The 12,382-nt window shown below is 51.7% G+C and carries 9 protein-coding genes; 4 read left to right on the top strand and 5 right to left on the bottom strand.

The window, feature by feature from the left end:
* Positions 1 to 77: 77 nt before the first annotated feature.
* Positions 78 to 860 (bottom strand): outer membrane lipoprotein-sorting protein, encoded by a 783-nt coding sequence (locus BUA44_RS04340; RefSeq protein WP_255370455.1) that lies wholly within the window; start codon positions 858 to 860, stop codon positions 78 to 80.
* A 9-nt stretch (positions 861 to 869) separates the two neighbouring features.
* On the bottom strand, positions 870 to 3,245 hold the full coding sequence (locus BUA44_RS04335; RefSeq protein ID WP_083579473.1) for an efflux RND transporter permease subunit: 2,376 nt from the start codon (positions 3,243 to 3,245) through the stop codon (positions 870 to 872).
* A 160-nt stretch (positions 3,246 to 3,405) separates the two neighbouring features.
* Here BUA44_RS04335 and BUA44_RS04330 point away from each other — a divergent pair, with 160 nt between their 5' ends.
* Both BUA44_RS04330 and feoB (BUA44_RS04325) read left to right on the top strand, forming a co-directional pair.
* Positions 3,406 to 3,657: a FeoA family protein gene (locus tag BUA44_RS04330; RefSeq protein WP_072809012.1), complete on the top strand. Its 252-nt coding sequence runs from the start codon at positions 3,406 to 3,408 to the stop codon at positions 3,655 to 3,657.
* Between the two features lie 2 nt (positions 3,658 to 3,659).
* Entirely contained in the window at positions 3,660 to 5,708 is a 2,049-nt protein-coding gene (gene feoB / locus BUA44_RS04325; RefSeq protein WP_072809010.1) for a ferrous iron transport protein B, read from the top strand.
* 8 nt (positions 5,709 to 5,716) lie between these two features.
* On the opposite strand, the gene BUA44_RS04320 is transcribed toward feoB (BUA44_RS04325), so the two are convergent.
* The 3 genes from BUA44_RS04320 to BUA44_RS04310 form a co-directional block, all read right to left on the bottom strand.
* A complete protein-coding gene (locus BUA44_RS04320) occupies positions 5,717 to 6,505 on the bottom strand; it encodes a ZIP family metal transporter (RefSeq protein WP_072809007.1) in 789 nt (262 codons plus the stop codon).
* 13 nt (positions 6,506 to 6,518) lie between these two features.
* Positions 6,519 to 7,193: an outer membrane beta-barrel protein gene (locus BUA44_RS04315; protein ID WP_072809005.1), complete on the bottom strand. Its 675-nt coding sequence runs from the start codon at positions 7,191 to 7,193 to the stop codon at positions 6,519 to 6,521.
* Between the two features lie 318 nt (positions 7,194 to 7,511).
* On the bottom strand, positions 7,512 to 8,576 hold the full coding sequence (locus BUA44_RS04310; RefSeq protein ID WP_072809003.1) for a Fic family protein: 1,065 nt from the start codon (positions 8,574 to 8,576) through the stop codon (positions 7,512 to 7,514).
* Positions 8,577 to 9,006: 430 nt separating this feature from the next.
* Here BUA44_RS04310 and BUA44_RS04305 point away from each other — a divergent pair, with 430 nt between their 5' ends.
* Both BUA44_RS04305 and feoB (BUA44_RS04300) read left to right on the top strand, forming a co-directional pair.
* The gene (locus BUA44_RS04305; protein ID WP_072799378.1) at positions 9,007 to 9,291 is read left to right on the top strand and encodes a FeoA family protein; all 285 of its coding nucleotides are present in this window, start codon (positions 9,007 to 9,009) and stop codon (positions 9,289 to 9,291) included.
* On the top strand, positions 9,291 to 12,212 hold the full coding sequence (gene feoB / locus BUA44_RS04300; protein WP_072809000.1) for a ferrous iron transport protein B: 2,922 nt from the start codon (positions 9,291 to 9,293) through the stop codon (positions 12,210 to 12,212). The genes BUA44_RS04305 and feoB (BUA44_RS04300) overlap by 1 nt, the downstream gene beginning before the upstream one ends.
* Positions 12,213 to 12,382: the final 170 nt, after the last annotated feature.

Genomic DNA, 12,382 nt, shown 5'->3' with positions numbered 1-12,382 from the left:
TCCTTTTCTACTAAAAAAATGTTTTGTAAAGGGGAGATGCCCGCCTTCGCGGGCATGACAAAAGTGGGGATAGTTCCTTATAATCCTCGTTCCAAGCGCGGCACGGTGAATGTCTTTGCGTCAAGCGGAATGTTGAACTTGATGTCGCCGAATTCAAGGAGCGTCTTGTGGTTGGTTTGCACGTTTTCCATGCTCATCTTGGCGATAGACCAGAATCCGTCTACCTGAACCACGTTTTCAACTTTCAGCGAGCGGTGCAGTTTGCCGAGCTTGTCGTAGTATTCCACCTTGGCGGCAATCAGGCAGTCCTTGCGAATCCAGGAGATTTTCTTCGAGAAAATTTCGTCGCCCTTTTTCGGCACGGATTCAATAACCCAGCAATCGATTCCGTCCACCTTTTCTTCGCGGAGGAGCTTGTGGGTGTCTTCGTCGATGTTGCGCTGGCCCACGTCGTCGTAAGTGAAGTCGGAACCCATGAAGTAATCCGTCTTGGAGCTCTTTCCGCTAATGCGGCGCGTCTTTTTCATGGCGGGCAGATAAAGCCACTTGTCGTCATCTTTGTTGATGTCGTCGTAATCGACGGTTAGGAATCCCGTGCCCTTCACGTCGTTGGGGTAGCGGAAGAACATAATCTGCTTGGTGTCTTTGCCCACGTCCATCGCAAACGAGGTAATCTTGCGTTCGCGCTTGGCCCCGCTCTTGTTGATGAGTGTCATCGAGAGTTCGGAACTGCGGGTGTTGCCATCGGGGCGGTCATGCACTTTTTGCACGATGTCGCGGCCGGTCAAAGTTTCTGCGCTTACCATGGCGCTCAAGGCGACAATAATTGTCGCAGCTTTTTTTGCGAATTTCATATTCATATTTTTCTCCTATTTTCCAAAAATCTTGAATTTCTTGATTAAAAGCGGTGTCACGAAGAGGTCTGCGAGCAGTGCCGAGACAAGTCCCACGAACACCACGAAACCGAAGTTGAACATCTGCGTTGCGGCCGAGGTGGTAAAGCCCGCAAAGGTCGCCACCATGATAATCGTCGTCATCACGAGAGCCGGGCCCGCCGTGCGGAACACATTGAGAATCGATTCGCGGTAATCGTGGGTGCGGTCAAATTCCACATGCCCGTGGTTGATAAAGTGAATCGTATCGTCAACGGAAAGGCCAATGATCATCGGGATGAGCGTCGCTGTCATCATGTCAAGCGGAATGTCCGTAAGCCCGAGGTAACCGCCCACGAAAATACCCGGCGCAATGTTCGGAATCATGCCGATAAGGCCCGTGCGAATGCTGCCGAAGACAATCATCAAAAGGACTGCCACGATGACTACAGAAATCAGGAACGAAGTCATTTGGCCCACTTCCAGGTACTGCTGCATGGCGGTGAACTGCGGCAAGTTACCCACGGCAGTCACCTTTGCGTCCGGGTAAAGCTCGCGTGCGAAATTCTGCAAGTCTTCGATTTCCTTCTGGAGTTCGTTGGAGTTGTAGCTTGAAATTTCAATCATCAGGCGGAGCTTCCTGTAATCGAAATCCATCCAGTAAGTTGCCTCGCTGCCGCCCGCGTTTTCGTAGAGCAAAAGCAGTTGTGCGACTTCTTCCTCAGTTTCGGGAATTGCGTATTTATCCTGACGGTTCTCGTTCAGCGTGCGGTCCAAATCTTTGACGATATCAAGAATCGAGGTGGAACGCTTGGTAAGCGGGTAGTTGCCGGCGTGTTCCTGCAATTCATCGAGCTTTTTCAGGTTTTCGACTTCCTTGGCCTTGTCGTTTGCGCCAAAGTCAATCACCAAGTCGTAAGAGTAGAAGCTTCCGATTTCGGATTCTGCCACGTAGAGCATCTTGTTCACGTATTCGACCTTGCGGCCCATGGTGCGTTCCACATCAAAGGCGGGTTCTATCTTGGTGAGCCCGAAAACAGAAATCGCGGTCACGACGGCGAATACGATGGCGATGGGCTTTCCGTGCCCGAGAACGAACTTGCCGACAGAATCGAGAATGATTCCCATGTGCGTGTCGCCGCGTTCAAGCACCTTGGCGTTCGGCTTCTTGTCTTTGCCGAAACTCAAGAGAATCGGCGAAATGGTCAACGCTACAAGCAAAATGAATCCGACCGCAATCGACGAAAGAATGCCCACGGAGCGAATCGGCTTGAGCATCACCGAAAGGAAACTGAGCAACGCGACAATCGTGGTAAGGCCCGAGAACAGCACCGACCAGCCGGTTTCACGCATGGCGTAAAGCACCGATTCTTTGCGCTTGCCCGTAAGCATCATGTTCTTGCGGAAGAACGAGTTGATGTGAATGTTGTATGCAATTGAAACGGCGAAGGCCAAAATCACGGGCACCATGATGTTGGTCGCATCCATGTAAAGTCCGAGATAACCCACCAGGCCAAATGTCATGATGACGCCTGCAAAAGTCGTAATCAGCGGAGAGACAATTCCGCGGAGCGAACGCGTCACCAAGAACATCACGATGATGGCGCAGAGAATCGTCATGATGAAAATACGGCCCATTTCCTGACCGATGTAAGTCATCTTCTCGAAACTCAGGTAAGGCATGCCCGTAGCGCGCGGATTCAGCGGTGCGTACTTTTCTTTTGCGATGATTGCAGCCGTTTCGCGGCCCGTTTTCATGTCGGGCGCTTCTGCCTTCACGCCCTTCGCTTCGCCTTCAGCCTTCCATACGGAATCTTCGGGGAAGGGGCGCAGCTTGATGTTGATGAAGGCCTGCTTGCGGTCGCTCGAAATAAGCTTCTTCGCCAGTTCCGGCTTGTCGGCCAGGCGCTTCTCGATTTCAGTGAGGCCCGCCTCGTCCGTCGGGATTTCTTCGGGCACAATCTGCGTGATTTCCATGCCCTCTTCGGTACCGAGCATGTATTCCAAATCGACAATCGAAGTCGCCTTGCCGTCGGAATACGAAAGGCTATCGCGCAGTTCGTTCGAAAGTTCGCGTAAAAGTTTCAGGTTGTCCGGCGTCAAGATGGAATGGTCGCTTTCTACTAGCACGCCCACGAAATAGTCGTTACCGAAAGTTTCCTTGAACTTGTCCGTTTCGACAAGCATCGGGTCGCCCTCAATAAAGTAGCTGTCCCACGACGCCTCGACGTAGATTTTTTTCATGCCCACGATCGAAACCGCAAGCAAAACGACAAACGCCACCAGCAAAATGGCGCGGTGATTGAGCAAGAATTCGCCAAAACGGCCGAACCGCTCGTTGATTCTTTCGATGTTAATCTTTGGAAGGCTCATTGTATCCTCTTTTTTTTTGCGGAGCAAAAAGTAGAGAGATGAGCCTAAAAATTCTACTCCAAATGGTTTTGCTCAAAACCGAATGGGTTGTAAATCTTTCCGGATTGTCACAAGTCTATTTGGAGCGGTTTATTGTGCGGGTTTCGGCTACTTTTGGCGCATGAAAAACGCTGAATTTGTTGACCGTTTGAGTCTCGCCGAAATGGGCGAAAATCGTTGCGGAACTGTCGCACAGATCGAGGGCGATTCCCGCTTTATTTCAAGAATCGTTTCCATCGGGCTTACGCCGGGTTCTGCCTTTACGCTCCTCAAGAACGATAAACGTTCGCCGGTGCTCGTTTTTTGCCGCGATACGGTTATCGCTGTCAACCATAAGGAAAGTTCACAGATTTTTGTCAAGGTAGAATCGTAAAGATGATCGAAATTAAGACTATTGCTTTGCTCGGGCAGCCCAATTCCGGTAAATCGACGCTTTTTAACAACTTAACGGGGCTTCACCAGCGCGTGGGCAACTGGCCCAGCAAAACGGTGGAGCAGGCTGAGGGTGAATTTGTTTTTGACGGCACGACATATAAAGTAATTGACCTTCCGGGCAGTTACGGACTTTCGGCGAACTCCGAAGAAGAAGTCGTTACCCGTGACTACATTCAGAGTGGTAAGGCCGACCTCGTCTGTATTCTGGTGGACGCATCGCAGTTGGAACGCAGCCTTTACATGCTGGCGGATTTTGTGGGCATTCGCATGCCCGTGATGCTGGTGCTCAATATGATGGATGTGGCCGAAGCGGCGGGCAAGAAGATTGATGTGGCTGCGATTGAAAAGCGCCTCGGCGTTCCGGTGCTCGGTTTCAGCGCGGCCGAAACGGAACGTTATCCTGAATTTTTCAAGAAGATGGTTTCGGCTATCAAGACGCCTGTTTGCCTGGATAGCGGGAGCCTGCGCGAGGAACTCGTTGGCGGGGACGAGGTTGCCCCAAAAACGGATGATATCATTAGCCGCATCGAAGCAGCCCTCGGCGACTTTGAATATGGCGTGTGCGAAAAAATCTGGATTGCAGAAAAACTCCTCGAAAAAGACAAACTCATTTGCGGTGTCGTGAATGAATCGCTTCCGTTCGCGAGGAAGAATGCGATTGAGGCAATCCTCGATAGCGACGAAGGGCGCGACGGCGGAATTCTCACCGGCGAGGCCAAGTATCGCTGGGTTTCGAAGATTGTGCGTGAATCGGCGACGCCCAAGTCCATCGAAAAAGTTTTCAGCAAGTGGGACCGCATCGCAACGCACCATATCAAGGGCAAGTTCTTTGCGTTCGGCATCATGGTTGTCTCGCTGATTGCGTGCATGATTCTCGCTTTCCCGGGCATGGGAATCGGTTTTGGAATGCAGCCTGTATTGCAGTCGCTCGTAGAACGTGTTGGCGGCGCACTTGGCGTCTGGCCTGTGGTGATTTCGTTCATCAATCTGGTGCTCGTCGGAGGAACTTGCATCACGATTTGTATGACGAGTTTCATTTTCTCCATCATTTTCGTATTCCGCATTCTCGAAGAAATCGGCTACATGGCGCGTTTCTCGTATGCGTTCGACAACTGGCTTTCGCGCCTGGGCCTGCAGGGTAAGGCGATTATGCCGCTGTTCTCCGGAATTGGCTGCACGGCGGGTGCGGTTTGCGGCACGCGCGTGCTCGATACCCGCGGTCAGCGCCTGCTTGCGCTCGTTCTGTTGTGGGCGATTCCGTGCGGGAGCAAGGTGGCGGTGGTGCTGTTCCTGGCGTCTACATTCTTCGGGTCGGCCGCACCGCTGTTCGGTATCGGCTACGTGGCGCTGATTTTTGCAAGCTTCTGCCTGTCTTCGCGCCTGTTCGGCAAAAAGCTTGTCCCGCAGAATGAACGCGTGGGCATGATTATGGAGCTGCCGCCGTATCACAAGCCGCACTGGAAGATGATTGCCGCGATGGTGGGGCGAAGCACCTGGGGCATTTTCAAGAAGGCCTTGAAGATGATCCTGATGGTGGCGGCTCTTTTCTGGGCGCTCTCTTACGCGGGCGACGGGAATGTGGAAAATACACTCCTGTACAAGATTGGCAATGCGATTGAGCCCGTGACGATGTTCTTCGGAATGCGCTGGGAGCTGTTCGTCTCTTATCTGGGCGGTATGTTCAGTAAGGAAGCTTCGCTTGGCATCATGAGTACGCTCTTCAACCACACCGGTGAGGCGTTCTCGCTTGTGACCCGCGTGGCTGCAAGTGAAAACCTGGGCGAGGTGCTTGCAAGTACCATCACCAAGCCCGAAGCGCTCGCGTTCCTGTTTGCGTCGATGTTCAACGTTCCCTGCGTGCTGGCGATGGGAACGACCTACCGTGAGGCCGGTTCGTTCAAGTGGCTTGCGACCATCATGGGGTATTATTTGGCGATTTCTTTGGGGCTCGCCTTTATCGGCTACCACATCGGATTGCTGATTTTCTAACGGAAAAATTATAGTGCGCTGTCGAGCACCATCATGAGCGTGAAGCCCACGGCAAAAAGGATGGTGCCGGCATCAAAATGCTCTCCTTCGCTGACTTCGGGGAGCATTTCTTCGATTACGACATAAATCATGGCTCCTGCCGCAAGCGAGAGCAGGTAGGGCATGAACGGCGAGAGCGCCTCGGCCGCAAGCAGCGTGATTAACGCGCCTACGGGTTCTACGGCTCCGGAGAGCGCTCCCAAGGCGAAAGCCTTTTTGCGGGAAGCCCCTTCGGCACGGAGCGGGAGCGAAACCACCGCCCCTTCAGGGAAATTCTGGATGGCGATGCCTATGGCAAGCGCAAACGCACCCGAAAGCGTGATGGCGACATTCCCCGAAAGCCAGCCTGCGAATACGATGCCGACGGCCATTCCTTCGGGCAAGTTGTGCAAAGTCACCGCAAGCGTGAGCATGGTCGTGCGCTTGAGTTTCGCTTTGGGGCCTTCTGGCGTGGCGCTACCCAAATGCAAGTGCGGCGTAATTTTATCCAGAACAAACAAGAATAGAATGCCGGCCCAGAACCCGACCGTCGCCGGAATAAAAGCCAACTTTCCCATCGATTCGCTTGCGCTGATTGCGGGCAAAAGCAGGCTCCATACAGAAGCCGCCACCATGACGCCCGCCGCAAAAGACAGGAGTCCGCGCTTAAGATTTTGTCCCATCTGCTTCTTCATAAAGAAGACGCAGGCTGCACCGAGAACCGTCCCTAAAAACGGGATGGCAAGACCTTGCGCAATTTGTAATATGGGCTCGTTCATGATTAACGCGTTGCTAAATGAAATAGAAACCGAGAGTTAGGCTGAATGATAACAGGTGCACGCTAATATCGTCATACCGCTTGTTTATTTCACTTGCGTCCAAAACAGTTGTCAGGCCGAATAATGTTTGTAAGCCCAATTCAAAGCGGTTCCCAAGCATGATTCCCGTTCCAGCAGTGAGCTGTACGTCGCAGAAGGAAAGGCCCTCGCCATCCCACTTTGTTAAAAATCCGTAGGCACTGTTTTTTCTCCAGCTGTAGGCCTCTTTCGCATTTATGATAAAGGCGAAGGTCAAACCAGCATCAAAATAGAACAGATGTTGTGTTTGAAAATGAGCAAGAACGGGAATTCCCAAACTGACCGTCTCGTATCGTACGTAGGTGTCGCGATCAAGCTTTTCGTCTGCGAAGCCGACGTTGTTTTCAAGTGAGCGGACATTATACGTCAGCCCCGTACGGAGTGCTGGTAAATCGTGAAAATTAAAGATGGTATTGATTGCAAGCAGAAACCCTGGGCCATTGAAATCCATGGGATTCATCAAGTTTCCATCTTTTCCGACCAAAAAATCGTAGGAAAGACCAATGCTAGTACCGAACCTAAAAAATCTATTGGAAACATCACTGGCGTGACAAAGAGAAGCAAGGATAGCTATGACCAACGCTAATTTTACGAACATGTTTTTTTTCATCTTGTGCTGAAATATAATTAATCTTTTTTTCGTGAAGAAGTTCTGCGTTAGGGATAGTCACCCGTAAGGGCCGAGACTACAGGCTCGGCGAGCGAAGCGAGTATAGCCCGACCCGGCCCACCCTTCGGCAAGCTCAGGGAACTTGGGCCGGGGAACGCCCTAGATCCTTCGACTATGAACCTTACGGTTCTCCGCTCAGGATGACTCGCGACTGTACGGCTTGCTCAGGTAAACAAGCGCCGTGGTGAGCGTGTAGTCGGCCCTGTTGCACAACCTCTCGACCATGGCGATTTGCGCCAAGAGCATGACCACACTCAATCACTGAGTGATAATCACGCGCCATTCCCTGTTTTCGGTTCGGACAATGTAGCCCTTGTCCATCATGGATTTCAACTGCTTTTGTATAGCGGACATGTTTATGCCAATTTTTTTCTTGAGGGCGTCGTATGTTATGTCCGGATTGTCGGCGAGTAGATTGAGAATTTTGCTAGAATTCTCGCTACGGAATTGAATGCGTTCTCCGTCAAACCACCAAATTCCTTTGCCCTGCTCCGTGATAAATTGGACATTGTACATGATTTCACTAGCATACATTTTGCGGAAATAATTCCGGAAGGGGCGAATCTGCCTTAGTGTCGCCCTTGCGCCATCGGACGGGGCGGGGCCTACGTCTAAATCTGCTTCGTGGAGCGCTTCGAGATAATCGTCCTTTTTACGGCTGCGGACTACAAGCAGCGGGTAACCATGCTTTGCGAGTATGTAGTTGACCATCAGTCGCGCGATTCTTCCGTTACCGTCCTCGAAAGGGTGGATACGAATATACCTATAATGGAATAGGATAGCCATGTCCACTGGCGAAAGCGAGCCCTCTTCTTCGATCATATTGTACCAATCCACCAGGTCACTCATCAATGAGGGTGTTTCTTCGGGTGAAGCGTAGGTGAAGATATCTCCGTATCGAGTGACGACGCTGTTCGGTCTCGTCTTGTATTGGCCTGCATGTATTGTGTAGGACGATGCTGTACCATCAGGACGTGTGTAGTAAACTTGATAATCCTCCCGGAGAAGGGTCCTGTGTAGTTGTCGTATAAAATTTTGGGTAAGGGGAAAACTTTTCTCTTGGGATTCCGCCAAAGACAACTTAAGGCAGACATCGCTAGCCTTCATCTCTTCGCAATCCTTTAATTTGGCTGCGCCGTTCACTTTGCCAAAAAAGAGCAAAAGCTCGGTTTGCCCGTAGGTGAGGGTATTCCCCTCGATGTGGTTGCTGTTGTAGTTGAAATCGACCGTAAACCGCCTGTCAAGACGTTGCTTACCATGCTCGCTGAGCGGCAGCATTGAATTCCATAATTCCAGGGCTTCTTCGAGATTTTTTGATTTCATATCACTAATATAATAAAAAATCTATTAAAATGGTGGTAATATACCACCTTTTCTATGGTTTTTATGCAAAAATATTACTTTAAAGGTGGTAAAACACCACCATTCTAAAAAAAACGCCCCTGCTCAGAGCTACTTGAGCGGGGGCGCAATCGTTCCCAAAGAGACACAAGGAGGGAATTGGATTTTTGCTTCAACCAGACAAGCCCGGGTCTAAAAGCTATGGCAACAATCAGAATTAGACTTGTCTAACTAAAAGTTAGATAAATCTAACTGCAAAAACAAGGGCAATAACGCTAAAATAATGTAAATTTTCCGTTTCAAAGTTAGATTTGTCTAAAAAAGTATGGCTATTATAATATTTTTAGCCTTGACTAATTAGTTTTATTAAACTATATTAGCCTAGACTAATTGAAAAAGGATGATAGATAATATGAGCTGTAATTGTGGTTGCGGCGGCAAGTCGCAAACGAAAAAGTGGAGTACCGAGCCCAAGTTCTCGGAACTCAAAAAGGGCGACAAGGTGGAAATCGTCGGCTATAACGAAGGCGATTCTCGCTACAAGTCCAAGCTTCTTTCGATGGGGCTTGTGCGTGGCGTCCAGATCGAAGTCTTGCAAGCTGCCCCGCTCGGCGATCCAATCGAAGTGGCCGTGCTTTCTTATAGACTCTCGCTCCGTAAAGAAGAAGCGAACGTGCTCAAGCTGAGGAGGGTATAATGGCTGCTAGAAAACTTTTGACGATTGCAATTGCCGGTAACCCGAACTGCGGTAAGACGGCTCTCTTTAACGCCCTTACGGGTGCACGCCAGCATGTGGGTAACTGGCCTGGCGTGACGGTCGAAAAGAAGGAAGGTTACTTTGAACTGGGCGACCGCCAGATTCGCCTGGTGGACCTTCCGGGTACTTACGCTTTGTTCGCAAATGCCGAAGACGAACGCGCTGCTGTCGATTACTTGCTCAGCCGCGAAGCGAGCTTGATTATCAACATCGTCGATGCGACGAACCTGGAACGCAACCTGTTCCTTACGAGCCAGCTTGCCGACATGAAGATTCCGATGGTGATTGCCGTCAACATGATGGACATTGCCGAAAATCGCGGAATCCAGCTGGATCTCGACGAACTTTCTGATTTCTACGGCGTGCCGTGCATTCCGCTTTCTGCCGTGAGCGAAAAGAGCGTCACCAATTTCATTAGCCAGATGGGCCACGTGCTTGCGAGCCCGATGCCGCTCCCGAAGCAGATGGTTTACGGCGACAAGGTCGAAGAGGCCGTGAAGGTTTTGGAACCGAAGGTGGCTCCGGTCGCAAAGCTTTTGGATGCGGACTCCCGTTGGGTTTCGCTCATGTACTTGGGCAACCAGAAGAGCTATGCAGACAAATTCGCCGAAGCGGGCGTAAAGCTCGACAAGGCCGAAGTCGTGAAGATTCTGGGCGAAGAGCCGGAATTCGCGATGGCTGAAAACCGCTACTCCATTTCGCACGAGGTGGCGGGGAAGGCGACTGTTTCTGTCCGCACGAAAAAGACATTCTCCGACAAACTGGATGCCGTTCTTTTGAACCGCTGGGCTGCACTCCCGATATTCCTGGTCATCATGTATCTGGTGTTCTGGATTGCGGTGACGATCGGTTCTGCGTTCATTGATTTCTTTGACGTGCTGTTCGGTGCGATTTTCGTGGATGGCCTCGGCTACCTGCTGGGCGATGTACTCGGCTGCCCCTCCTTTGTCACGGCAGTTCTCGCCGACGGCATCGGTGCCGGTATCCAGACGGTTTCGACCTTCATCCCGGTCATCTTCTTCATGTTCCTGTGCCTTTCGTTCTTGGAAGACTCGGGTTACATGGCCCGCGCGGCTTTTGTTGCAGACCGCTTCATGCGTTTCCTCGGGCTCCCCGGTCGTGCCTTCGTGCCGATGATGGTGGGCTTCGGTTGCGGCGTGCCGGGCATTATGGGCTCCCGCGTGCTGGAATCCAAGCGTGAACGTTTCCTCACCATCTTCTTGGTGCCGTTCATGAGCTGCGGCGCACGCCTCCCGGTGTATGCACTGTTTGCGGCGGCATTCTTCGGCAAGATGGCGGGCACGGTGGTGTTCCTGCTTTACCTCGCCGGTGTGCTGTTCGCTATCGCTTACGGTTTGTTCCTGAAGAGGTCGCTTTTCCAGGGCCAGGCCAGCAACTTTGTGATGGAACTTCCGCCGTATCACTTGCCCAAGTTCAAGTCCCTGATGATTCACTGCTGGCAGCGCCTGCGCGACTACATCTGGCGCGCCGGTAAGGTGATTACGCTTGCCGTTGCCGTGCTCGGGTTCCTCAACAGTTTCGGTATTGTCGAGAAGATGTATGTCGATGTTGACGGCAAGACGACCGAAATTGTCCAGGCCGAAGACGGCTACCAGATGGTCAAGGAAAATGAAGAAGGCGAGGCTGAAAATGTTGCTCTCCCCGAAGGTTTCGTTGTTGACGAATCCAAGGTGGTGAAGTCAAACGAGTTCACTGCCGGTAACGGCGACTCCGAAAACAGCTTGCTTTCTATAATCGGTAAGGCGATTACGCCGGTGTTCGAACCGTTCGGTGTCGAGCGTGAAAACTGGCCTGCATCCGTGTCGCTGTTTACGGGCCTGTTGGCCAAGGAAGCTGTTATCGGTACCATGAACTCGCTCTATTCCATGGTGGGGGAGAACAATTCGGAATCCGGAATTCAGAATTCGGAAACGAATGAAGATGGCAAGGCTGCGGAACCGGAACAAGTTGCAGTCGCTGATTCTGCCGCTACGGATAGCGTGAAGGCCGATTCGACTGTTGCTGCCGCTGATTCTGCTGCAACCGATAGCGCTGTGGTTGCCGATAGTGCCGCAGCACCTGCTGAACCCGCAGAAGTTGTTGCCGAAGCCGCTCCTGCAGAAGAAAAGCCCCTTATCGCGGGCATTGACGAATGCCCTGCCGAAGAAGAGGAAGAAGGTGGCGCACCCGACATCAAGGGCGCCGTGCTCGAAGCTCTCGGCTCGATTCCTGCTAACCTCGCCGAAGTATTCGGCTCCCTCACCGACCCGCTCGGAACCACCGGTGAATTGGAAGGCCAGGAAGCAGCCGAACTCAAGAAAGAAACTTTGGACAAGATTACCGACGCCAAGGTGCTGACCTGCGAAGAATATGCAGCCATCGAAACCTTCGGCGAAGAAGAAGAGGATGAAAAGACCCGCGAAGCCGTGTTTGCCAAGCTCGCTGCCGCAGGCCTCGAACTCTCCGAAGACGAAATGGGCGCTCTCGAAGAAGGCGACCTCTCCGAGACGATGGATATTTATGCGAACCTCCGCTCCTACTTCCACAACCCGGACAAAAACGGTAACCCGGTGGATGGCTTTAACTGGCAGGTGTTCGCATTCCTCATCTTCATCCTGCTCTACGTGCCGTGCCTTGCAGCCATGGGTGTGGTTGCCCGCGAAATCGGCCTCGGCCTCGCAATCCTCATGGCGACGGTGCAGACGCTCCTTGCCTGGGCTGTGGCGGTACTCCTTTACCAGGTGCCTGTTGGTGGAAACGTGACATGGATTGTCGCTGCCATCGTGGTGCTTGTGGGTACGGGAATCTTCCTCAAGCTCTTCGGCATGAAGGCCAATAAGGAAAAGAGATTCGAAGACTAACCTTTGGAATCAAGAATAGGGCTGGTAGGCCCAAAACCTGCCGGCCCTTAATTAAAAAACTTGAATTAGATTAGTCTAATTTTTGAAACTAAACTAAAACATCTTGGCACGCATTTTGCAACAATAGCACACAGAAGGCGATAGCCAAGCGTTTTTGTAGCACTATTTGT

The organism is Fibrobacter sp. UWR3 (genome assembly GCF_900143055.1).
Lineage (GTDB): Bacteria > Fibrobacterota > Fibrobacteria > Fibrobacterales > Fibrobacteraceae > Fibrobacter.
Note: the sequence above shows the minus strand (reverse complement) of the source record. Positions and strands in the feature narration are given on the sequence as shown.